This window comes from Bacillus nakamurai (assembly GCF_001584325.1).
Lineage (GTDB): Bacteria > Bacillota > Bacilli > Bacillales > Bacillaceae > Bacillus > Bacillus nakamurai.
This window is the reverse complement of the sequence record NZ_LSAZ01000006.1, coordinates 1-24,526: the sequence shown is the minus strand read 5'-3', so window position 1 is coordinate 24,526 and position 24,526 is coordinate 1. Positions and strand designations below refer to the sequence as shown.

At 39.7% G+C, this 24,526-nt stretch carries 17 protein-coding genes, 4 pseudogenes and 1 riboswitch; of the genes and pseudogenes, 7 read left to right on the top strand and 14 right to left on the bottom strand.

The window, feature by feature from the left end:
- Nucleotides 1-13 precede the first annotated feature (13 nt).
- On the bottom strand, nucleotides 14-700 hold the full coding sequence (locus AXI59_RS03555; protein ID WP_061527477.1) for a VOC family protein: 687 nt from the start codon (nucleotides 698-700) through the stop codon (nucleotides 14-16).
- A 298-nt stretch (nucleotides 701-998) separates the two neighbouring features.
- Here AXI59_RS03555 and ahpC point away from each other — a divergent pair, with 298 nt between their 5' ends.
- Both ahpC and ahpF read left to right on the top strand, forming a co-directional pair.
- Nucleotides 999-1,562: an alkyl hydroperoxide reductase subunit C gene (ahpC, locus tag AXI59_RS03550; protein ID WP_003326173.1), complete on the top strand. Its 564-nt coding sequence runs from the start codon at nucleotides 999-1,001 to the stop codon at nucleotides 1,560-1,562.
- Nucleotides 1,563-1,575: 13 nt separating this feature from the next.
- On the top strand, nucleotides 1,576-3,105 hold the full coding sequence (ahpF, locus tag AXI59_RS03545) for an alkyl hydroperoxide reductase subunit F (RefSeq protein ID WP_061527414.1): 1,530 nt from the start codon (nucleotides 1,576-1,578) through the stop codon (nucleotides 3,103-3,105).
- A gap of 57 nt (nucleotides 3,106-3,162) precedes the next feature.
- On the opposite strand, the gene AXI59_RS03540 is transcribed toward ahpF, so the two are convergent.
- The 4 genes from AXI59_RS03540 to AXI59_RS03525 form a co-directional block, all read right to left on the bottom strand.
- A complete protein-coding gene (locus AXI59_RS03540; protein ID WP_061523372.1) occupies nucleotides 3,163-4,395 on the bottom strand; it encodes a Fic family protein in 1,233 nt (410 codons plus the stop codon).
- 262 nt (nucleotides 4,396-4,657) lie between these two features.
- Nucleotides 4,658-5,896, bottom strand: a complete 1,239-nt coding sequence (locus AXI59_RS03535; RefSeq protein ID WP_156476218.1) for an L-dopachrome tautomerase-related protein — start codon at nucleotides 5,894-5,896, stop codon at nucleotides 4,658-4,660.
- Nucleotides 5,897-6,039: 143 nt separating this feature from the next.
- Nucleotides 6,040-7,392, bottom strand: a complete 1,353-nt coding sequence (locus AXI59_RS03530) for an amino acid permease (protein WP_061527413.1) — start codon at nucleotides 7,390-7,392, stop codon at nucleotides 6,040-6,042.
- A 151-nt stretch (nucleotides 7,393-7,543) separates the two neighbouring features.
- A riboswitch (glycine riboswitch) is annotated at nucleotides 7,544-7,623 on the bottom strand.
- 551 nt (nucleotides 7,624-8,174) lie between these two features.
- Entirely contained in the window at nucleotides 8,175-9,137 is a 963-nt protein-coding gene (locus AXI59_RS03525; protein WP_061527412.1) for a helix-turn-helix transcriptional regulator, read from the bottom strand.
- Between the two features lie 110 nt (nucleotides 9,138-9,247).
- Here AXI59_RS03525 and AXI59_RS03520 point away from each other — a divergent pair, with 110 nt between their 5' ends.
- The 4 genes and pseudogenes from AXI59_RS03520 (at nucleotide 9,248) to fbp (ending at nucleotide 13,117) form a co-directional block, all read left to right on the top strand.
- Entirely contained in the window at nucleotides 9,248-9,733 is a 486-nt protein-coding gene (locus AXI59_RS03520; RefSeq protein ID WP_061527475.1) for a GyrI-like domain-containing protein, read from the top strand.
- Between the two features lie 22 nt (nucleotides 9,734-9,755).
- The gene (locus AXI59_RS03515; protein WP_061527474.1) at nucleotides 9,756-10,220 is read left to right on the top strand and encodes a hypothetical protein; all 465 of its coding nucleotides are present in this window, start codon (nucleotides 9,756-9,758) and stop codon (nucleotides 10,218-10,220) included.
- Between the two features lie 190 nt (nucleotides 10,221-10,410).
- Nucleotides 10,411-10,491: pseudogene (locus AXI59_RS20820) on the top strand (hypothetical protein); the annotation flags it as partial.
- 700 nt (nucleotides 10,492-11,191) lie between these two features.
- Entirely contained in the window at nucleotides 11,192-13,117 is a 1,926-nt protein-coding gene (gene fbp, locus AXI59_RS03505; protein ID WP_061527410.1) for a fructose-1,6-bisphosphatase, read from the top strand.
- A 616-nt stretch (nucleotides 13,118-13,733) separates the two neighbouring features.
- Here the strand turns inward: fbp and AXI59_RS03500 are convergent.
- The 6 genes from AXI59_RS03500 to AXI59_RS03475 form a co-directional block, all read right to left on the bottom strand.
- On the bottom strand, nucleotides 13,734-14,198 hold the full coding sequence (locus tag AXI59_RS03500; protein ID WP_061523377.1) for a (2Fe-2S)-binding protein: 465 nt from the start codon (nucleotides 14,196-14,198) through the stop codon (nucleotides 13,734-13,736).
- Complete coding sequence (locus AXI59_RS03495) at nucleotides 14,191-15,033, bottom strand: FAD binding domain-containing protein (RefSeq protein ID WP_061527409.1); 843 nt, start codon at nucleotides 15,031-15,033, stop codon at nucleotides 14,191-14,193. The genes AXI59_RS03500 and AXI59_RS03495 overlap by 8 nt, the downstream gene beginning before the upstream one ends.
- A complete protein-coding gene (locus AXI59_RS03490) occupies nucleotides 15,020-17,350 on the bottom strand; it encodes a xanthine dehydrogenase family protein molybdopterin-binding subunit (protein WP_061527408.1) in 2,331 nt (776 codons plus the stop codon). The genes AXI59_RS03495 and AXI59_RS03490 overlap by 14 nt, the downstream gene beginning before the upstream one ends.
- 5 nt (nucleotides 17,351-17,355) lie before the next feature.
- Nucleotides 17,356-17,976 carry an NTP transferase domain-containing protein gene (locus tag AXI59_RS03485; RefSeq protein WP_061527407.1) on the bottom strand — a complete coding sequence of 207 codons (621 nt, stop codon included), beginning with the start codon at nucleotides 17,974-17,976 and terminating at the stop codon, nucleotides 17,356-17,358.
- Complete coding sequence (locus AXI59_RS03480; protein ID WP_061527406.1) at nucleotides 17,973-19,007, bottom strand: XdhC family protein; 1,035 nt, start codon at nucleotides 19,005-19,007, stop codon at nucleotides 17,973-17,975. Before AXI59_RS03480 ends, AXI59_RS03485 begins: the two co-directional genes overlap by 4 nt.
- Before the next feature lie 68 nt (nucleotides 19,008-19,075).
- Nucleotides 19,076-20,095 carry an FUSC family protein gene (locus AXI59_RS03475; RefSeq protein WP_061527405.1) on the bottom strand — a complete coding sequence of 340 codons (1,020 nt, stop codon included), beginning with the start codon at nucleotides 20,093-20,095 and terminating at the stop codon, nucleotides 19,076-19,078.
- A gap of 202 nt (nucleotides 20,096-20,297) precedes the next feature.
- On the opposite strand from AXI59_RS03475, the pseudogene AXI59_RS19145 reads away from it, so the two are divergent.
- Nucleotides 20,298-20,492: pseudogene (locus AXI59_RS19145) on the top strand (fructose-bisphosphatase class III); the annotation flags it as partial.
- Nucleotides 20,493-20,639: 147 nt separating this feature from the next.
- Here the strand turns inward: AXI59_RS19145 and groEL are convergent.
- The 3 genes and pseudogenes from groEL to AXI59_RS19940 form a co-directional block, all read right to left on the bottom strand.
- Nucleotides 20,640-20,804, bottom strand: a pseudogene (groEL, locus tag AXI59_RS20275) (chaperonin GroEL); the annotation flags it as partial.
- A 307-nt stretch (nucleotides 20,805-21,111) separates the two neighbouring features.
- Nucleotides 21,112-22,890, bottom strand: coding sequence for a GmrSD restriction endonuclease domain-containing protein (locus tag AXI59_RS03470; protein WP_061527404.1), 1,779 nt, complete (start codon nucleotides 22,888-22,890; stop codon nucleotides 21,112-21,114).
- A 319-nt stretch (nucleotides 22,891-23,209) separates the two neighbouring features.
- Nucleotides 23,210-24,526 (bottom strand): annotated as a pseudogene (locus AXI59_RS19940) (hypothetical protein); the annotation flags it as partial.

Below are 24,526 nucleotides of genomic sequence, written 5' to 3'. Positions count from 1 at the left end.
TAACCCGGACTTTTTATGACGGGCGCTCGCGTGTGATGTCAATGCCGCCTTCACCGTTTGCCTCAATCTGCGTATTCCCATTAACAGTGATCGAAAGCGGGTGAAACTCCGCGTTTTGATCAGAAAAAATCCAGCGGCGCCCCCTCGGTCCCAAAAGTAAAAACGCACCGTCCCCGTAATCGCCCATAAAGTGAAATCCGTCCTCGGCAAGAGGCCCAGAATTTCTCACCGGAATTCCGAAGCGCTGCAGCGCCTCCCCTGTTGACACCACCTCAGCAGCCGTCACATTGATCTCTCCAATATTCAATACAGACTGAATGGAAAAGCGTTCTCCGCAGGCCGGCGACGTATCTCTGGCGATGAATTCGACAAGATTTTGAGACGGATCTGAGAAATAAAACGAACGGGCATTGATATGGGGAAAATACACCTCATCCTCACCATCTTCTGTTTGAAATACGACCTTATCTTTCGCCCAAGCCTTCGCCTCATCAAACGTATTGTTCGGAATGTTAAAAGCAAAATGATAAAACGGATGAGAGTGAGAATCGGCCCGCCTGAACGCTAATTCACTTTCTCCCGCCTTGATTGTAAAAGAATCACCGGTGTCTTCAGCTAAAGAAAAGCCTAACTCCCGCACGTAGAAGCGTTTCGTCTCCTCCAAAGCATCACTGTACAACGTTACTTTGTTTATCAGCAACATGATCACCCCTTTGGTTTATCTTACCACCCGGCGGAAGAATTCCCACTATTTTGCTTCGCCAATTGAGAAACATCCCTCCCTCGCCTCATTAAAATTTAAAAAAGAGCCAAACCGCTCATACCAACCGTTTTCACACTTGAAAAGCAAAAAAATCATAAAATAGTATGCCGTATGCCTTGACAAAAAATAAATGTTATTTAATAATTCATATATAATTAGAATTATTATTGAAAGATAAAGTGTATTCTTTGTCTTTTTTAATATTTCAAAACATATTTCAGGAGGAAGATATATTATGTCTTTAATTGGAAAAGAAGTACAGCCATTCGCAGCAAAAGCTTACAAAAACGGTGAATTCATCGATGTCACTAACGAAAGCCTGAAAGGCCAATGGAGCGTATTCTGCTTCTACCCTGCGGATTTCTCATTCGTATGCCCGACTGAGCTTGAAGATCTTCAAAATCAATACGCTGCCCTTAAAGAACTTGGAGTTGAAGTATACTCTGTATCTACAGATACTCACTTCGTACACAAAGGCTGGCATGACAGCTCTGAAAAAATCGGCAAAATCACTTACGCGATGATCGGTGACCCTTCTCAAACGATCTCCCGCAACTTTGATGTACTGAACGAAGAAGAAGGTCTTGCTGATCGCGGTACATTCATCATCGATCCGGACGGCGTGATCCAAACTGTTGAAATCAACGCAGGCGGCATCGGCCGTGACGCAAGCAACCTTGTAAACAAAGTAAAAGCGGCTCAATATGTCCGTCAAAATCCAGGTGAAGTCTGCCCGGCTAAATGGGAAGAAGGATCTGAAACACTGACACCAAGCCTTGACCTAGTAGGTAAAATCTAAGGAGTGCATTCCATTGGTACTTGAAGCAAATATCAAAGCACAATTAAATCAATACATGCAGCTAATTGAGAATGACATTGTTCTCAAAGTAAGCGCAGGTGACGATGACACCTCGAAGGACATGCTGGCTCTCGTTGATGAGCTGGCTTCCATGTCATCCAAAATCACAGTTGAAAAAGCCCAGTTGAACAGAACGCCAAGCTTCAGCGTCAATCGTGCAGGAGAAGAGACCGGTGTCACATTTGCCGGTGTTCCGCTTGGACACGAATTCACCTCTTTAGTGTTGGCGCTATTGCAAGTGAGCGGCAGAGCGCCTAAGGTTGATCAAAAGGTCATTGACCAGATTAAGAAGATCAGCGGAGAGTACCGCTTTGAATCTTATATCAGCCTGACGTGCCACAACTGCCCTGACGTCGTCCAAGCCTTAAACATGATGAGCGTGCTCAACCCGAACATTACGCATACGATGATTGACGGAGCGGCATTTAAAGAAGAAGTCGAAAGCAAAAACGTCATGGCCGTGCCGACTGTTTTCTTAAACGGCGAATCATTCGGAAGCGGACGTATGACCCTCGAAGAGATTCTCGCGAAAATGGGCAGCGGCGCAGATGCATCTGAGTTTGCTGACAAAGAGCCGTACGACGTGCTTGTCGTCGGCGGCGGACCTGCCGGCGCCAGTGCAGCCATTTACACGGCGCGTAAAGGCATCCGTACAGGGGTTGTCGCTGAACGCTTCGGCGGCCAGGTACTCGACACCATGAGCATCGAAAACTTCATCAGCGTAAAAGCGACAGAAGGGCCGAAGCTCGCTGCAAGCCTTGAGGAGCACGTGAAGGATTATGATATTGATGTCATGAACCTGCAGCGCGCAAAACGCCTTGAGAAAAAAGACCTTTTCGAACTCGAACTCGAAAACGGAGCTGTTCTGAAAAGTAAAACCGTCATCCTTTCAACAGGGGCCCGCTGGCGCAATATCGGCATTCCTGGCGAACAAGAGTTCAAAAACAAAGGTGTCGCCTACTGCCCTCACTGTGACGGGCCATTGTTCGAAGGCAAAGATGTTGCCGTTATCGGGGGCGGAAACTCCGGAATCGAAGCAGCGATTGACCTCGCAGGCATTGTGAAACATGTCACTGTTTTTGAATTCATGCCGGAGCTGAAAGCAGACGAAGTTCTGCAAAAACGTCTTTACAGCCTGCCAAACGTGACTGTACTGAAGAATGTACAGACGAAAGAAATCACAGGTGACCAAAACGTAAACGGCATCACCTATGTGGATCGTGAAACAGGCGAAGAACAACACGTTGAACTCCAAGGTGTCTTCGTCCAAATCGGTCTCGTGCCAAATACGGAATGGTTAGACGAAACAGTCGAACGCAACCGCATCGGCGAAATCGTCGTCGACAAACGCGGCGCCACAAGCGTCCCTGGCCTATTCGCCGCAGGGGACTGCACAGACGGCCCGTACAACCAAATCATTATTTCAATGGGATCAGGCGCAAATGCCGCTTTAGGCGCGTTTGATTATTTGATCCGGAATTAATACAAGAAAGCCGCCATATTACCTGTTTGGCGGCTTTTTTGATATGTCTGCGTTGAATTAAGAAGGCAGTATTTCTTCTAAACACTCCTCGCTAATCTTATAAGATTTTGGTCTTCTGCTCACCATCTCAACAAATCCTTTCTGTTCTAAATAATCCATTACTTTGTTAACAATATGTCTCGATTTATCTGATATTTTCATTAACTCTTGCACCGATAGTGTTTCATGTTCATTTACAAATACATTAAAAGTGATGATAATACGAAAGAGTTCTCGCTCCTCCTTATCATCACCCCACTGATCACTGTTAATATAGTTATTAATCCGTTTCAGTTTCATTAAATTAAGTTCAAGGTCCTCGATAATCCCTTTTTGCCCTGACAGAAGCAATTCCAGCATATTCATTAAATAAAAAGTCATCTCTCCCCGGTTTAAAGGTGAGGGAATTTCCTCTAATGCCTTGTAATACTTTTCTTTATTCTTATTGACCGCGTAAGAAAAAGTGATGGCTGAATATTTTTCTAAGTATCTGGATAAATAACTCCCAACGATTAAACGTCCTGTTCTTCCATTACCATCATAAAAAGGATGAATATATTCATAATAATAATGGGCTGTCATATAACGATACAGCTGAGGATGTGATTCATCATGCAGATAAACAATTAATGCCTCCAATGCTTCTGTAATTTTCTGCTCAGAACTGACCCCAATATGTGTGGTCATATTCCCATCATTTACTTCAACATACCCTTTTCTGAAAAGCTCACCATCCGGAGCATCTTCTGCCACTATTTCATCTGCTACCAATTCGTCATATAATTTTCTGAAGTCATGAACACTAGTAAACGAATGAATTTGGTCTATAAATTGATATGTCTTCATTAGTCCAACAAATCGCTTATGTTGCGGTTCAGATTGTTCCAGCGCTTTAAGAGCTTCTTTCAATTCTTTTTTTGTGCTGCGAATACCCTCAATTTCATTATTACTCTGTGCTTCATTAATGATTAATTTATTAAAATAAGGCTTCACAACAAATTTAGGAAGTTGACTAATGAGGGAAGAAATTTTAGAACTATTTAATAACACTTCATTATTCAGATTCATGAGTTCATGGGTATTTACATAGAATAATTCGAATGAATCGTTTGTAAGGTGACCTTTACGAAATCCGCGTATTTTTAATGATGTTGAATAGCTGCCATAACTGCATGTTCTCTTTTTGTATTCCTTATCATATGAATCAGCATCCATTTTATAAAAAAGCTTCGATAACTTCTCATACTTCATAACATCACCTCGCTTAATTTAAAATTGTGCACTTTTTTAAAATTATACAATCATTATAGCCTGATTTCTAACAAATATTCTTGCATTCTAATAATTTTTTCGATCAGGTCAACTTCGATTGGACCTTGCAGGTATCCACTCTTCCCCCTAGAAAATTGGGTGCACGGATAGCTTGTTCCAATTATTATTTTTTACGAATACAAGAAAGACTCTATATTGCCTATTGACTGAAGTATACGAAATAAATCGGAGATCCTGCCGGTTATAACCCATATAAATAGGACTTCACATCATGACCGACAAACGCTTTCCATATGATCAAATTGTACGGATAGGACCAGTTAATATCCTGCCGTGACTCATCAAACATTTGATGCAGCCGGTTGCTGTTAAAAATGATCGACCCTTTTTGATCGAAAGCCACCCCGTCGACCCAAAGCATTCTGTCATCCGAGACGAACTGATGAAAGCTGTTATCTTCAGGCTGGTAAAAGCCGATGCCTTTCCCCTCAAGCATGGTGTAAAAAACATTTCCTTGATGATCAGCATGCATACCATCAGTCGTTGTGCCCTTGCTTCCCACCGCTCGAACGGATCTCGAAATCACTTCCAGAGGCGTTTGAAAATCCTGCAGGAGAGATGTATCAATCGCATATAAATTCCGTCCCGTGACCTGACAATAGTATAGAACCTTCCGTTCTGCGGACAGTGCGATTCCATCCGCTCCGATCTTTATCGGCTTGTTTGTAAACACCGGCCGGTTATCAATCTCAAAATGAAATCCCGGAAAGTCCTGCGTGCTGAAGTGCCGGTCAAGCACACGCCGGAAAGTCCTTGTTCTTATGTTAAACACAATGATTCCCCCATCAAGCGGATGGTCCGGCCAGCCATTACCCGAATCCGTGATATAGGCAAACCCATTTTTATTGTCAACAACAACATCATTTAAGAAAGACGTACGGTAATTGGCAATCTCATTCGGAATCTGAATTGAATCGATCAGCTGATTGCGGTCTAAATCAATGATCACAAGCTTCTGTGAGCCTTCCGGTGAAGTTTCGTAGGCAATTTTCCCTTGGTCAAGAATCCACATCCGATTGTATTCATCGATCTCGTACCCCAAGACGGACTGAAGAACAGCCGGGTTTCTAGCCCGATTCCACTCCCAGCTTGGAAAGGCCTCTAATAACGGCTTCCCGTCTTTTATCACAATCTTGTTCAAGGTAGCCGGAATACCGTGAGCCCAGCGGGGAACCGACACATAATAATGCCCCTGCCGATCCATTTTAATGCCGGCCGGCATACACTTTTTCCAATATTCCTTTTCGTAAAATTCTTTTTTCATCTCATCATTCGGAAAATCCCAATCTAAATGGTTCCAATGAAATATCATTTCATAGTGTCCTCTTCTGCCCGGCTGCGTGCTGTGTTGTCTTAATGGATAGGGATCAGCATAAGCGGGATATTGCGATTGTCCATTCATGTACGAATTGTATTCCATGACTCCATTCCTCTCGTTCTCATATCTACATTAAATATATGCCTATAAAAGGAAACGGTTAATTAAAATAAAGACGGCATACTGCATGCAGTACACCGTCTTTTTAATAATTACTTTTATGGAGTCACCGTTTATTTGACTGATTAGGTGTTTTTTGTCTTGCGCCCTCTCGTCCAATATAAAATAAATAATACAATAAACCATAGAGGTGTCAGCAATAAGGCTGGGCGTGTTGCATCCGCAAATAGCATAATCATGAGAATGACAGCAAACAGCGCCAGAACAACGTAATTGATAAACGGCGCAAATGGCGCTTTGAAGGTTGATGTTGCGTGTAAGTGCGGACGGGTTTTCCTGTATCTGATATGGCAGACAAGAATCACACCCCACACCCAAATGAAACAAATCGCGCTGATGGTTGTCACGATGCCAAAGGCTTGTTCCGGTATCAATTTGCTTAAAAGAGCGCCCGCTGACAGGACAATGACCGATACCCATAACGCGTGACTCGGCACATGGTTTTTATTCAGCTTCGCAAAATTGGCCGGGCCCTGTTTCGTTTTGCTTAAATTGTACAGAATCCGGCTTGTTGAAAACATCCCGCTGTTACAAGCAGAAGCGGCTGACGTTAATACGACAAAATTAATGATTCCCGCAGCAAGCGGAATGCCGACTAAGCTGAAGGTTTTCACAAAAGGGCTTTCCGCTGCATTCAGTTCCATCCAAGGGTTAATACATAATAAGACGATGAGCGCGCCGACATAGAAAAATAGAATCCGTAAAGGAATTTTATTAATAGCCGACGGAATATTTTTTTTCGGGTTCGATGTTTCCGCTGCCGATACACCTACTAATTCCACACCGACATATGCAAAGATCACCATTTGAAATGAAAGCAAAAAGCCTGAAAATCCGTTTGGAAACAAGCCGCCATGCTCCCATAGATTTGCCACCGAAACCGTTCCTGTATGCGTCTTGAATCCGATCACCAGCAAAACAACCCCGATGACAATTAACGCGAGAATCGTGATCACCTTTATTAAAGCAAACCAAAACTCCAATTCTCCAAAAAGCTTGACAGTTAACAGATTGAGCCCTAATAAAATGAGTAAACAGATAAGTGCAGGGATCCACTGCGGAATATCAAACCAATATTTCACATAGACACCGACGGCAATCACATCCGCCATAGCCGTCATAATCCAGCAAAACCAATAGGTCCAGCCGGTGACAAACGCCGCCCGCGGGCCCAGATATTCCTCGGCAATATCGGTTAACGATTGATATCCCGCTTTAGATAACAGCAATTCTCCCAGCGCCCGCATCACGAAGAAAAGCGCAATACCTACAATGAAATACGCAAAGATGATAGAAGGACCCGCTAATTGAATCGCCTTGCCGGAGCCTAAAAACAACCCGGTGCCGATCGTCCCGCCAATGGCGATGAGCTGCACATGCCGATTGGACAAGTCCCTCTTTAATTCCCGCTGTTCCAAATCAAATTCCTCCTTACCTCTTTATTGTGAAACGACGAGCAATGAAAAAAGCCCATAAAAAAAGAGATTGGATGTCCCCCAATCTCGTGGTCATAAGAATAACAAATCATATTTGTGCCGCTGACAATTATCAGCACGCCAAATACAAATTCGGTACTCTTCTGTCCTTTTGCCTGAGATTGTGAACCCTTCGGCGCCGCGGAATTCCGCGGTCTCTCCAGAAGCTGCTCCTGCTATAGTGTGACCCACAGCAATCATAGCCTGCTACGTATTGAGTTTTTCGATAGAGATTATTACTATCGGATAACTTTCTATTCTAATAGGGGTTTAGTGGTTTGTCAATGGTCATTTTCATTTCAAGGTTAGAAGTATATCTCAAAATAAGAGATAAGACCTTTACAATAGAAATGATGAATTGAAAAGAATCATTAAAATAACCATTTTCATCATCGCGATGTGGATACTTCATACATTTTCAAAAAATATTATCGCTGATCCTGCTTTCAAAAAATTTATTTCGCGAAAGGATATCATTCCAACAGATAAACTCCTATGGTTCCGTACCCTCTCATGTATAGGCTCAGTAGTAACGTAATTTATCTTTCTATCTCTTGCATGTAAGCATATATCCAAGCATAGTTGATTGCATATATACTTAGTTATAGTTAACTCTCTAGTATTCTTACACTCACCTACACTAGCGACAATATTTTCACATGGTTTATAAATCAACCTCTACTACGAATCCTTTTCGAAAAATATTGGGGTTTAACTGGCACTGCTTATGGGCAGAATAAGCTTAATCTCTCTTGTAAACCTTCTAAGACTTCTTCTGGTACTTCCCTGACCTTGATATCCTCACCTAGGAAAAGCAGCCAATTTGTTATTTCGGTCAATTCTTCGGGATTATGAACATTGATAAAAGTCTTTAGAATGGCTGTGGTTTGATAAGGATTCGTATAGGAAATTGAAATTTTTAAAGGATGATATTTTTTGAACTGGGCAATCGCCTTTGGACCAAGTTCAAGGACAAGGTTAATTACTTCTTCCTGCTTACTTAGTTTCTCTAAAATCTTTTTCTTACTTATTCTTTTTTTCGCAGAGTATGGTTTGACATTGGTAAGATTGTCCACAGGAAAAATCCTCCTCCTTTCATCCTTTAAGTCAAAGCCTTCAATCAGCCAAAGGCCTTTTTCATGATAAAGGTGCAAGAGATAAATTGGATAAGACTTTATTACCTTCTCTTCTTTGATGGTAATCAATAAATAGCTATCCAAAAGAAGGAGTTGGATGAGTTTTTCTAACATGGGATGGGGGAGATCTGAAAGCTCAAGCAGGTCGGGATTATTGGGGTTTGTCCCTTCAAAAAGCAAGATTTGATTTAAAAGAACAAGGTCATCTTGCTGGTTTTCTGAGATAAGGCCTAGTAATTTTTCAGCTAAAGATTGACGGCTCTTTAGATAAGGGAGTTGTTGATTTCTTGTGGCCATAAAAGCAATAAAAAGAGCTTTAATCTCATTATCGGTAAAGCGAACAGCGGGCAGGACAGAGTGGTTCATGACAAAATAACCCCCATTCCTTCCAACTTCAGCAACAAGCGGCATCCCCATGGCTTCAATTTCTCTGATATCTCTAATAGCTGTCGAACGAGAGATGTTAAATTCCCGCATGATTTCAGAAATTGTAAAGTGGGCGCGGTTGTTGATATACCGCATGATGATATTAATCCGTTCAACTTTTTTCATCGGGACCTCCTAAACAGTATCATTTTTTGACATGATTTAAGGTTATTATAAACTCATCAAGTGAAAAGACAAATCATTTGATTAATTTAAAAAAGAGGAAGGTTATGAATATGGAAAATTATACCCTAGAAGAAAAAGACGGCTTTACCGTTTTAGGTATTGGAACGGAGCTTAAGAGCGATTACACAGACTCTGCTGGCATAAACAAGGAAAAGGCTGACTTTTGGGAGGCCGTCCAACAAGATGGAAGGCTTGACACCTTGAAAGCCATAGCCGCAAATGACTATATTTTTGCCGTGAACGAAGCGGTGAACAACAAGATGATGCATTATGCTGGCGTGATGACAGAGGCAGAGGCGTCGGTGCCAGGAGAATCCAGAGTTATCCAATTTCCTAAGGGAGAATACCTGGTTGTTAAAGGGGAAGGGAAGACGGCTGATGAGTTGAGTAATAAGCTTACTGGCATTGCCTTTGGTCAAGTCTTGCCGGAAGCAAAGAATTTTGCCTATGTTGGCGGGCCAAATGCAACGGTTGAGATGGGGCAGCGAAACGGCTTAGTATTTGGTGAAATGTGGATTCCTGTTGTTAAGAAATAAAGAGATAAAAGGAGAGATGGAATTGTCCTATATCGTTGATTTTAAAAATGTGTCTACGGTTGGTTTAGAGTCTTCACCTGCAGCAGAAGCGCTTGCTGGTTTACGTGCTAATGAAGCCCGTTACTTTATGAACAAATACAAGCATGAATTTACGGTTGTACCAGCTAGCGAAAGCCAGGAGACCCTTGATTATGTGAACCGAATTTTGAAAGAAGAACGTGATATTGAGTTTGACGCCAAACCTTTAGAAACGTCGCGTTTTCAAGTGGAAAATATCAAATTTGCCTATGTTTTTTATGAGGATGGTCTTGCGGTCAACGTCATGTATACGGTTGATGACCCTAAGAAGCGGGCCGTTGGGTTTAAGCTTTCTGAGGGGATGGAGGTACCAAAGGAGTTAGAAGGGAAGTTTAAGTTTGCTAGGCAAAAGTCTAAACTAGCAGGAACAATTCGGGGTTCGTTTTTTGTCATTAAAGGAGAATATTAAAGTAAGCAAAAGCGCAAGTGCTGAAATTCAGTCATTTTTTGTATTTGATCATTCTTTTTCTTCATTTGGATAAGAAAAATTTGATTGAGCAAAAAAATAAATTCATGCATCAAATGTTCATCTAGGCATTCAAATTGCAAAACAGCACCTCTCCATCAAATTAGAAGGTGCTGTTATTTTATTTACTTATGGTACGGCTGGTGCAAGTGCAGCCATCTACACTGCCCGTAAAGGCATCCGCACAGGGATTGTCGCTGAACGCTTCGGTGGTTAAGCTCTTGACGATGATAAAAAGCCCCATAAAAAAAGAGATTGGATGTCCTCCAATCTCTTGGTCATAAGAATCATATTTGTGCCGCTGACAATTATCAGCACGCCAAATACTGTCTGAGATTGTGAACCCTTCGGCACTGCGGAATTCTGCGGTCTCTCCAGAATCTGCTCCTGCTGTAGTGCGACCCGCAGTAATCATACCCTGCTACGTATTGAGTTTTCGATAGAGTTATTTTAAAAGAAGTTCAGTGGTTTGCCAATGGTATGTTGAGCTGTTTGCGTAAGGTATCCAAGCTATTAGAAACGCACCCCCGTCTGAAGCCTGCGACAATACCGCCATTTCAACGCCCCTTGGAAAACTTCTGTTTTCATTCATCTCATTTCTGAAAACGAGACAATCCTGTGATAGAAGGAAATCAATTCCATGAAAGTGATGAAGCCAAAGCCGGGTACTTCCTAAGCTGAAATGCGGTGTCCGATTAATGTTAAAGAAGCCTTCTCCGTGGTTTTAGCTCTTTTTCTCTCCGCTCATCTCGGCGCCTCTTACCCTCGTTTTGATTGTCTCAAAAAGGAGTTATGCGTTACTATCATATAAAGGTCAATTATTTAAAAATAATGTCATACTTTTAAAATCACCTTATCATGCAAATGCTCGTACATAGGAGGCAGCTCTTATTCTAAAAAGGGGATGGACGATTTTGGAGACCAAATATTTAGATTTACTCGCACAAAAATACGATTGTGAAGAAAAAGTGGTAACGGAAATCATTAATTTGAAAGCGATACTGAACCTGCCGAAAGGCACCGAGCATTTTGTCAGTGATTTGCACGGGGAGTATCAGGCATTCCAGCACGTGCTGCGGAATGGTTCAGGAAGAGTAAAAGAGAAGATCCGCGATATGTTCAGCGGTGTCATTTATGATAGAGAAATTGATGAATTAGCAGCATTAGTGTATTATCCGGAAGACAAACTGAAGTTAATAAAACATAACTATGATACGAAAGCAGCATTAAACGATTGGTATAAAGAAACGATTCATCGAATGATTAAGCTCGTTTCTTATTGCTCCTCCAAGTATACCCGCTCCAAATTACGCAAGGCACTGCCTGCTCAATTTGCTTATATTACGGAGGAGCTGCTATACAAAACAGAAGAAGCTGCCAACAAAGAACAGTATTACTCCGAAATCATAGAACAGATCATTGCGCTCGGCCAGGCCGATAAGCTGATCACCGGTCTTGCATACAGCACGCAGCGATTGGTGGTCGACCATCTGCATGTTGTCGGTGATATTTATGACCGCGGACCGCAGCCGGATAAGATTATGGAAGAACTGATCAACTATCATTCAGTCGATATTCAGTGGGGAAATCACGATGTTCTCTGGATAGGCGCCTATTCCGGTTCCAAGGTATGCCTGGCAAATATTATCCGCATCTGTGCCCGCTATGACAACCTGGATATTATTGAAGACGTCTACGGCATCAATCTGAGACCGCTCTTGAACCTTGCCGAAAAATATTACGATGATAACCCATCTTTCCGTCCGAAAGCAGACGAAAACAGACCGGAAGATGAGATTAAGCAAATCACAAAAATTCATCAAGCGATTGCGATGATCCAATTCAAGCTTGAAAGCCCGATTATCAAGAGACGGCCGAACTTTAATATGGAGGAACGGCTGTTACTGGAAAAGATTGATTATGATCAAAATGAAATCACGCTGTACGGAAAAACATACCCGCTGGAAAACACCTGCTTTGCGACGGTTAATCCGGATCAGCCGGATGAGCTATTAGAGGAAGAAGCAGAAGTCATGGACAAGCTGCTGTTTTCTGTCCAGCATTCCGAAAAGCTGAGCCGCCATATGAATTTTATGATGAAAAAAGGCAGCCTTTATTTAAAATATAACGGCAACCTGTTAATTCACGGCTGTATTCCTGTCGACGAAAACGGCAATATGGAAACGATGATGATAGAGGACAAGGCCTATGCGGGCCGTGAGCTGCTCGATGTATTTGAACGGTTCTTACGGAAAGCCTTCGCCCACCCGGAAGAAACCGATGATCTGGCGACAGATATGGTCTGGTATTTATGGACAGGAGAGTACTCCTCCCTCTTCGGAAAACGCGCCATGACGACCTTTGAGCGGTATTTCATTAAAGAGGAGGAAACGCATAAAGAAAAGAAAAACCCGTATTATGATTTGCGTGAAGACGAGGCAACCTGCCGAAACATCCTGGCAGAATTCGGTCTCAACCCAGATCATGGCCATATCATCAACGGCCATACACCGGTAAAAGAAATCGAAGGAGAAGATCCGATCAAGGCAAACGGAAAAATGATCGTCATCGACGGCGGCTTCTCCAAAGCCTACCAATCCACAACAGGCATCGCCGGCTACACGCTCTTATACAACTCCTACGGCATGCAGCTCGTCGCCCATAAACACTTTAATTCCAAGGCGGAAGTGCTGAGCACCGGAACCGATGTCTTAACGGTGAAACGATTAGTGGATAAAGAGCTTGAGCGGAAGAAAGTCAAGGAAACGAATGTTGGTGAGGAACTGCTGCAGGAAGTGGCTATTTTGGAGAGTTTGCGGGAGTATCGGTATATGAAGTGAGGAATATGGGGTTCAGAGATTACATTCTCTGGGCTCTTTTTTACGGTTTCCACTTAGTACAGCAAATTGCTACCAAGGTCTGGTTTTCTGCTCGTTCATAGATGCGTAAATAATACCAATACAAATATAGGAGGACGCTATTATTACGAACCGCAAATTTAAAAAGTTGAATTATCCGCTATCAAACTAACTCCTGAGGAAGATTACCTTTACGTTATTTATAAACATGAAAAAGAAAGTTGGGAGCCGATACAGACGCTGTGTTTTGAAGGGCAGAGTGCATTTCTTTAGCAGGATCTGTGATACATTTTTCAAGCGTGTTTCCCTATTCTTCTGCTGCGGCGTTGAAGGGGTACTTCAACAATATATGCATAGATCTTCTTATTAAGAAAATTACGATTTAAAGACGTTCAAGAGTGATTAATAAAATTTAATTCGATTTTGATTTTACATATCCAAGCCCTTCACACTTATACTCAAGCTATAACGGAAACGGATCGATGATGTTCACAGCCGTTACCCGAACAGACAATAAAATACCACCTTATTTATAACTTTTTTCCTTTATTTACGATACGGTTCTCCGTAACAGTCGTACGAGCGAAAGATAAACGGGCTAATGAGTCCCTTCCACTGTATTTAAAACAGATTTAACTGCTTCTTCAATCTCCCTATAACCAGTACATCTGCAAATATTGGACTCCAGCCAATCTTTTATCGTTTCATCACTAGCATTCGGCTCAGTATTAACTAAAGCATGACAATTCATTAGAAAACCTGGTGTACAATAACCACATTGAAACGCAAATTTTTCAATAAAAGCCTTTTGAATTGGCGTATTTATAAGTCCTTCAATTGTAGTAATTTCCTTTCCTTCCCCTTCTACTGCAAGCATTAAACAAGATTTCATCGGTACCCCATCCATTAATACCGTACAGGCGCCGCAATCACCATTTAAGCAACCTGGCTTTGAACCAGTTAATCCAAGACGAAGACGAAGGGCATATAACAAAGTATCGGCTGGCCTGACAGTAACCTGTCTTTCCTTACCGTTTATTTTTAATGTAATAGGATTAGACATTTGGACCTCCTTCTAATTCATGTAAGGCATCTAAGATTGTATGTTGTAAGACAAATATTCGATATTCACTTGAGCCTTCTACATCATCAAGAATAGGTTTAGGTAAATACTGTAAAGACCTACGTACTCTATCTTCTAATGAGTAGCTTTTATCGTTAAACATAACCTCCATTTCAACAGAACGAAAAGGAAATGGACATACGCCGCTAAAGGCCATTCTAACCTCTTCATCTTTTTTTAGTGCACAAACTGTCACCAATGGATATCCAACATTCCACTGTTGTCTTCTTTTTATACTTACAAATGGCAAGTCTGCATACGTTCGATCTATAAGGATATTAAATAAAAAATCCCCTTTTTGTAATTGTATTTCCCTGTTAAATACTTTATTTATAGGATGGTAATGAAGCCCTGCTCTCCCTGCAACCCCTACCAAACTATCGGAAATTAACAACGGCAAGACTGCCTCACGGTAATATATGCCCCCACAAATATTTCCACCCAGGCTAATTTTATTTCGAGCCGTCCGATCCGCAATTTCACTTACTGTTTTGCTTAATAATGGAAATGGATTTTCTTCCTCCACTTTCGTTAATGACACACCTGCTCCGATCACCAGATAATTTTCATAAAAACGGATGGTATGAAATGCTGGAAGTGCGTTAATATCTATCACTGCATCCGTATATATGAGATTCAACCTTCCTAACGTTATAATTTCTGTGCCGCCAGAATAATACAATGGTGTTTTCTTTTCGGCCGCAAGAGAGTGAAATAGATTGGTTGTTTCTTGAATTGTCTTCGGTTTAACATATTCAAAATCAAACGGTATCATCTTTCCACCCCTCTTGCGTCCTCCATAATTGTTCAGGAATAAGAGGAAGATGATTCAATTGGACACCTAAAGCAACAGAAAGGCAATTTCCTAATGCTGCCGGCATCCCCAACAGTCCATGTTCCCCGCCGCCACGCGCCCCATAAGGCCCAATAATATGCGGAGTTTCAATAAATTCAATGATATATTCAGGCTGCTCTCCATAGCGAAGGGGTCTGTATGTTCTAAGTTGAGGATTTAATACTCTTCCATATGGATCAAATACAAAGGTTTCTCTTCCTCCAAATGCGATTCCCATACTCATCCCCCCCATCACTTGACCCCTTGCAGCTTTTTCATTCAATACCGTTCCTATATCCACAACAGAATAGGCTTTTGTAATTCGATACGTATAATCCCGTTTATCTAACTCAATTTCAATTCCCTGAGCACCTACAGCCCACTCGGGTCCCGGCTTTCCTTTTCCCGTTTCCCGGTCTAAATTCGTCATCCGGGTTAATGTGTAGCTGCCGCTCGCAATCATTTGGCCGCCAATGGTATTTCCATTTGGAAACGTATATCCATAAGCAATGTCTTTTATTTCAACATGTACATTCGGATTATCTAAAAAATAAACCTTTCCATCAGCCACTTCTAATTCCTCGACAGGAACTCTTAAAACACATGATGCCACTTCCTTAAGCTTTCGAATGGCTTCCTCCGCTGCATTCAGTACGGCTCTTCCTCCCATTAAAGTTCCTCTGCTTCCTACCGTTTTCCAATGCTCAGGTGTTGTTTGTGTATCTACAAGCATTTTTACGTGAATTTTACTTATATCCATTTTCATTCGTTCCGCTAAGATTTGGGCTAACACTGTTTTTGTCCCTGTTCCAATTTCCACTACCCCTGACATCAAATTAATGCTTCCGTCAGGATTAAAGGTTAAAATAACCCCAGATGTTGCATTTGTATCAAATGTTGAATTTTTCCAAATGCAACAAATCCCCTTTGCCCGTATCTTCCGATCATCGATTTCAATTCTCTGTCCCTCAGCCCAATTCATTAATTCCTTCAATCTTTCAATGCATTTTGGTACATTTCCGACCGTGCTTGAATTGAGAAGAACTTGAGTAGGTGTAGTATCACCAGGGCGAATGGCATTTTTATAACGGAGTTCTAATGGATCCATGTTTAGCTTTTCTGCCAATACATCCATCGTTCGCTCAAAGGCAAATAAAACTTCAGCATGACCATAGCCTCTATATGCACTGGGATATGGATGATTCGTATACATACAATATGAATTACACCATATATGGTCGATTGCGTATGGACCCGTACAATCAATCGCTCCAACTCGACTGATGTCAACTCCTTTATCAGAGTATGCTCCGCCATCAAATAAAAACTGAATGTCTGCCGCCTTTAAGATTCCATCCTTTGTTGCTCCTAATTTTACAATGGCATCCAATCCTATATGAACAGGAGATGTGATCATATCCTCTTCTCTCGAATTAAATAATTTTACGGGCCGGCCTCCGACTGCTTTTGATGCCAAATATGCAATAACCTCTAACTGAACTGCTGCTTTTCCCCCGAATGCCCCTCCTACTAAAGGTGTTTTGACGATAACCTTTCCAGGTTCAATTCCAAAATACCACTCCATTAATTTTTTTATGGTAAAAGGTACTTGAGAGGATGTTGTAATGATAATCTCCCCATCCGCTCGAATTTCAGCAATCGAGCATCTTGTTTCCATAGCAGCGTGATCAGAAGGATTAAAGGAAATTTGGAACTCTGCTGTCACATCACTTTCCCTGAACCCGTCTTCAATATTTCCTTTTCTGACTTTATTCAGGTTTGCGATATTCGTCTTCGGAACGGGGTAAACACCTTCCTTCTTCTCATAACGGTCCAAATTTTCATGGACGAGGGGAGCATCCTTTTGGAAGGCCTCCCGGGGGGAATTTACGACGGGAAGAGGTTCATAGGACACGTTGATGGCATTCACTGCCTTTTTAGCTATGATCGGATTTTCCGCAACAACAACAGCAACCGGCTCACCATGGTATCTGACTCTTTTATAAGCAATCGGCGACCTGTCTTTAATTTCCTCACCGACAAGCGGAAAAGGTTCATCACCCAATATCGCTTTCACTCCGGGAATCTTCCAAGCTTCTGAAAAGTCAATAGAAGCAATATCGGCATGAGCAAATGGACTGATCAGCATTTTTGCGTGTAATGTACCTGTTTCTTGAAAATCATTTGTATATTTCGCCTTACCTGTAACTTTTTCAAGGGCCTCTTTTCGAATAACACTTTTCCCGATATACTCCAACTCATTCACTCCCCGAATTTATTCAGTAGTAAAGTATAATCTTCAACTGTATCTACGTCATAAAAAAGCAAAGGGTCTTGAAAGTTGATCATTTTTCCCGTCTTGATCATACTTTTACGGATTACATACCGAGCGCCTTGATCTCCCTTTAACTGATGTAATACTGGAAAACATTGATGTGAGAATAAGATAGGGGGCATAGGAAGATGTTGATTTTCAGCAGCTATAAATGAATAGTGGTGCTCCCTTTGATAGGAATCAATTAACGTATTGATGATATCTGTGGTGACAAATGGCTGATCTGCAAGGAGAATGATAACGGCATCAACATCATACTCTAACGCTCTTTTTAAACCACATTGTATGGAGTGGCCTTGGCCCTTACTGGCTTGCTCACATTCTACCTGACTCCACTTATTTGACATAGGATATAAAAAGAAAAAAGCCGAAAGCCAATGCAGTGAATCTTCCTTTCCAGTTATAACGAGAATATGATCTAATTTAGATAACAAGGCATTTTTAAGAGCCATACTTCCCAGGGAGACCCCATTAAGAAATAAACTTCGCTTATCCGTCCCCATACGTCTGCTTGTACCAGCTGCCAGGTAAATGGCTACTGTTTTCATGAGGCAGACCTTTGTTTTCGCATTTTTTTAATCATCTCGCCAACAATACTTACAGCAATTTCCTCAGGGCCTTGTGCCCCAATGGGAAGTCCAATGGGGGAATGAATATCCTCTGGAATATTAGCCCCGCCTAATAGTCGTTCCGTACGCCTTCTAGGGCCTAATACACCTTTATAAAATACATCTGTATTTTTCAATTTATGTAAAATAGTCCGATCTTTTTGAAAGCTATGTGTCATAATGGCTATAAAATCCCTTTGTGTAATGCTCAGACCCTCCATTACTTCTTCCAGTACTCCAACAATCAAATGGTTGGCTTTAGGAAAATTGCCGTTATGACATAAAGCAGGGCGCCAGTCAATCACCGTCACATGAAAGCCCGTATCAGCCGCCAAAGAAACTAATGGCTTAGCATCTTCCCCTGCGCCAAAGACATATAAACAAGGTTTTGGAACCATCTGATGGATAAAAAATAAATCAGATGTATGTTCATCCCTTTTGATTCCCTTTTCCGTATCATAAAGGGGATTCTTATTTCTCAGTTTTTGAATACAGCCTTGTTCCATAAAATCCCCAGTTCCAAACACTCTGCCATCTTCAACTATATACATATCTTCCCTTGGCTCTAACCTTTCAGTGAATCGTTTCATTCGAGTAACAGACTTTTTTACATCTAAGCATTTCTTTACTGCCCTGAGATTTCTTTCTAATTCCCCTTTTACAGGCTCGAGCAAAACCGTCAAAACACCATTACAGCCGACTCCCTGTCCCCATGATAAATCGTCCTCCTCACTCATATCAAAGTGAACAATCAACGGCTCTCCTGCAGCCCAAACTTGCTCTGCCCTTTCAACAAGATCTTCTTCCAGACAACCGGCAGATAACATTCCGACTCTTGTTTTGTCCCCTAAAATTAACATGGAGGCCCCTTCTTTCTTATAAGCGGACCCCTCTGCTTTAATGATGGTAGCCAGTACCTTAGTTTTTGTAGAATTCGCGATGACATCCAAAATCCGGTGTATATCATCCATTTGATTCCCCCACTTTTACCTGATTATATCTGCATCTGTATATCCGTATTCTTTTTTTCTTGAAAACATTACAAACTTTTCAGCAATTTAATCGTTTCTAAAAAAAAAGAGTCTTTATAGACCTTATGACCAGGCGGCGGGTACAACAGCATTTTTGAACGGAGAGATTCCAATAACATGTTCTGCTCCTTCTTTTTCCAATTGTCTGTTTCACCCTGTTGTATTCCTTTAAAACCCTCAAAAAATTTACTTAACACTTTTAAATCATTGCCCAACTCCATTTTGTCACTTGAAGATAAAGTTTCTTCTTTTTCCCATTCTTTTAATGTCTTCACTATATTTGATATATACTCATATCCTGCATTCATCTTTTCCATTTCTATTTGATATCTTGAAAGAACGGTTTTATGCTTTTTACTGATTGGGTTGAATTTTAAGCTCTTAGAAGCCGTTTGTAACATTTCTTTTGTCGTATGCAGCTCCTGCAGAAGATTGTTCATTTTATACTCCATGACGTTCCCTTTTCCTTGTCCCCACTCTGACTGAACCCATTTGGAAAGTTCTGAAAGCATTTCAGAAAGCTGATGAGCTAATGTTCGAAAAGATTCCGCTGCCTTTTTTGTGAAGTCTGGCGGAAAAAGGAACATTTGAATCAGAATAGCGATGATGACGCCAATAATCGTATCGATTATCCGATCCATTGCATAATCTTTAGAGTTTCGTTCAAACGTAAATACTAATAAAATGGTGAGGGCTACCTGATGTAAAACCGTTACATCTAATCTTAACCACTTTGCAATGTAGGTCCCGCCTAACATTAATAGACCCAATATCCAACCATTCATTTGTAAGTGACTAACAAGATAGGCTGTTAAAATGACCCCAATTGCAGTTCCTACAATACGATGAAAAGAAAAGCGAATCGACTGATCTATGGTTGTTTGCAAACATAATATAACAGATAGAGGTGCTAAATATGGGTGATCAGAGCCCACTAGCTTTGCCACTTCCCAAGAAATAGCAGATGCAATAGCCATTTTCCAAACCAAGGATGTTTTGTTCTCGATTTTTTTATTTTTCTCCCCCATATTACTCCTCCTTTCAGCGAACCTTTTCCATTAGGTTTCCGTTACTCAAAGGGTTTTATACTGACTTTTTGAAAAAGCGAAAAGAAGCTGTTATTCAAAGGAGGAATCCTTGAATGACAGCTTCTTTTTGGGATTAGGAAAACATTAGTAAACGGAAAAATGATGTCATTGACGATGATTTCTCCAAAGCCTGCAACAGGCATCGGGCTACACGCTCTTATACAACTCCTACGGCATGCAGCTCGTCGCACATAAACACTTTAATTCCAAGGCGGAAGTGCTGAGCACCGGAACCGATGTCTTAACCGTGAAACGATTAGTGGATAAAGAGCTTGAGCGGAAGAAAGTAAAGGAAACGTTTGCAGGAGTATTGGTATATGAAGTGAGGTATATTTAGGCTTCAGAGGTGATTCTCTGGGCTCTGTTTTTGGTTTTTCATATATCACAGCAAATTGCTAACAAGGTCTGTTATTCTGCTCGTTCACAAGTACGTAAAGAATACCAATACAAATATAGGAGGACGTTATTTATAGACATGAAAAAGAAGGATGGGAGCAAGTACAGACGCTGTGTTTGAAGGGCAGAACGCGTTTCTTTTAGTAGGGTCTGCGATACATTTTTCGAGCAAGTTTACCCATTCGCCTGTTGCGGAGTTAGAGCCGATTCCTATTTCTTCGCGTTTTAGCCTTTCAATGATAATAGAACCTTGAAAATCATACAACTTGAACTAATCAAAATGATAAGAGATCAATTTCTTTTAATAGTTAGAGTACTTCAAGAAATACCAAACAATATATGCTTCATCTTTTTATTAATAAAATTACGATTCAAACAAACGGACGTTTAAAAGTCATCAATAAAAATTGAATTCGATTTTGATTTTACAGAAGTTAAAATACCCAAGAGCTTTTCACCTGCACACAAGCTATATCGTAAAAACGAATAACGAAACGGAACATCTAACCAAAACAAAAAAGCATTCCTAGAATAAGAATGCTTTTCACTCTAAATATAAGTTACCTAAACAGTGAATAAACGTTGGCTAGATCTGCACCACTAATTTGTTTACATTGTCCTCCATCTCGAATGTACACTTCATCACCGTACCAACATGGCTCTTCACCGGCTTCAATTTCCAACATCAATACCATTTTCCCTTTGTAATTAATAGGAGACATTTTTGAGTTAATATTCGATTTAAGTTTTTCTGGTAGAATCGAATTATTTATTCTGGAAGTTATAAACGATAAATATTGGTCCAGACTTACACCTTTTATTTTTGCTTCTCTTTCTAATCCTACCACCCCAAAATCTCCAACCCTTGGAGCGATAATATCATCTAATTCTTCAACTCTTAAAGAATGAGCTTCTCGGTCAGAAACACCAATAAATAAGAATCCTTTTCTCCCTTTTCCCAAATTGGCCATGGCTGTGATATTATGTAATATTTTTTCAAAACTATTTTCATCAAATACTCTTTTCTTATCGCTTAGAGTATAAAAACCTTGCTTAAAATCATAATGTGGTGGTTCAACTTGAGACAGCCTTAAATAATTTTCAAAGTCAATTGCTAATACACCAGAGCTTCTTAGAGTACTAGTTGACTTTTTAAAATAATCTTGGATTAAACCTATTGTTAAGTTAATATTTTCTTTTCGATTTGCTACTGAGATACTCTTACCAGATTTAATTCGTGATGCTAGGTTTTCTAAGCTTTTTAATATATTGTCTATAATAAATGGTTCTTCACTATCCACAATAAGTAATTTATACATTGCCATAAAAAGCGTATAATAGGGCTCCTTAACTGCATTACTTCCAGCAGTCGGGTTTAATAAATTTTTCAGATAATTTCTTTCAGTTTGGTCTCCAAAAGAAACCATATTTTGTATGGCATCAAATACAAGTTTAATGTCATTTTTTAAATTTGCTTTTCCATAGGTTGCTATCGCAGACTCTATTTCCAATTTCTTCTTGTCATTTTGATAGTAATCATCAAAATTGTCTTTACTTGCTGAAAAAGGTTCATTTAAAGCAATAGATAAGATTATATCTGCAATTAGCTGCTCATCTTCACTATTTCTTACATGTGACACTCTAAGGATACCTTGATTACACCAAAACGTATCATCAGCGGAAATTCCATATCCTAGTGCAATACTTTTTGAATTAATACTTATTTCCGGCATTTCAGTTAAGGAAAGAACTTCTCTTGAAACATCACCTCGTATCTCTGCACTTAATTCTCTAACTAAGTCAGAAAAGACTGTAGTGATCCCAGCTTGTCTCACTTCTTGGGGGGATAAATGTTTTCCGTTAGAGTTTATCCTACCAAAAACCTCAATGACCTCTTTTTCTGATCCCTGAAATGTTGAAATTGGTAATTGATATTCCAAGAAATTAGCACATCTTTTCTGATCAAGCAACTTAGATTTTTCTTCTTGGATAGGTTCAAAAACTCCCTCCTTTGAAAGTGTATTGGCCGTGGGATGTTGTGTAATATCAAAATATAGACCACCGACTGAGAACTCATTTTCTATAAAACTAAATAAAGCATTTAACCTCTGCATTCCATCGATTATTTCAAAAGTTGTTTCTCCCTTGTTACTCATACCTTTTTCGGCAAGTAAAATCAACGGAATAGGGTACTGAGATAAGACACTATCTATTAAAGATTCTTTTTCGGACCGAGTCCAAACAAGCTTTCTTTGATATTTTCTATTTACTAATAAACACTTATTTCTATAAAGTTGATATAGATTCATAACACTCATTCCGCGAGGTGTAATATTCATTATTATCACTCCAACAATAGTTTTTCCTTATTTAACACAATTAACTTAGATGTTACTAGATGCACCGATTAAGGTTTCACTCTCTTTATATTTTAAATTTTTTTGAAAAATAAACAGAAAGTCAGCAGGTCCTACTCAAATTCCTTATATTTATCATAAAAATCTATTCTTTATTTCTTGATTCCAAAGAATTAAATTTAGAATTAGATCATAAACTCACTCACTTATGATAAGGCTCTCCGCAGTGTATCTAAATGAGGTTATTATCTACATTAGTTTCGTTATTTATATAGAATGAAATTTTAGTTTAGTGCCCAGTTTAATAATCCTCCATAAACTCATTTATTCTAACTTTCTTTATTCTTTCTTTATAGCCTTCAATTTTATCTTGAATCCATCTTTTATGTCTCAAAAATTTAATTCCAGTTAAACTCTTATCAATTAATTCTAATAACTCAATTTTATCTTCTAAAACCGGAACCTCACTTCCACTCCAAGAAAAAAAGGGTGGGTCTAATGGTGTTTTGCAAAACAAGTCAAACGAATCATTATTTTCCAATAGATGGACTAAATACTGCGCCTTACTTTCTTTACTCAAATTAGCTATCCCATAAAACAATAAAGTAATATTTTCTTCATCGGAACTCCATAGAGAAATTCTCTCTCTTAACCACGAATCCTGTCTTTCAATAATTATTTCATCCTTAGGACCACATAATAAATTTTTAAATATAGATACTGTGTCATAAAAGTTACTTTTTGACTGATTAAAGACTATAGGAACTATCCTTTCGAGTATTGATTCCCAATTATCTTTTTCCCAAACAAAAGAGAAATCAACATCCCTTACCCGTAATAATTTATTTTGACTTTTTAATATCTGCTCCAGAAATTGATCTATTATAGTTAAATCAAAATCAGTAAACTGTTTTAAGATTAAAAACTCATGATCTATATTAGAATCTATTTCCATTATCTTGAAATAAGCATCTTTTAACGTACTTAAATCTTTTCGAAACAAGAAAAATAACTCTTTATTAATTTCAGAGAATGGGTTAAATAAATTGCTTAATGTTCTTTGTATAGTAATATCTTTGTGTTGTAATACCCTTTTTGTCACATTTACATATACATTTTCATCAATTTGTATATAATTTTTTAAAAAGTCAAGATCTATTAAATATCCAGAAATATTTTCTTCATCTTCATTAAAGTAATCATATATCTTATTGAGAAGGTCTGTGCTAGGTTTTTCTTCAGATATAGCTCTAAAAAAACAATATAGCCAATTGTTTTGATCATAGAATGTCTTTTCACGTAATAACATTTCTGTATCATTGTCATCTAATACACTTCTTAATTTATTTATAATAGGAAGTGGGTACAATTGTACTTGGTAGTTCCGAGAAATATAAGTTCTAATAATATCAATCAAAAATTCCTCATTAGCATTTTCCAAAAGAGTACTTAAGCTACTTACAATTGAATTTATTTCATTTTGAAAAATTTCATTACCTATAACTTCATCATAAACTTGAAAAACAGCATTAAATTCTTGAGAGTTAAACCTTTTTGCCATATCAACTAATAACTGCTTTTTTTCTAATTCTCTTTCTCGATAATTATGACCATAAAC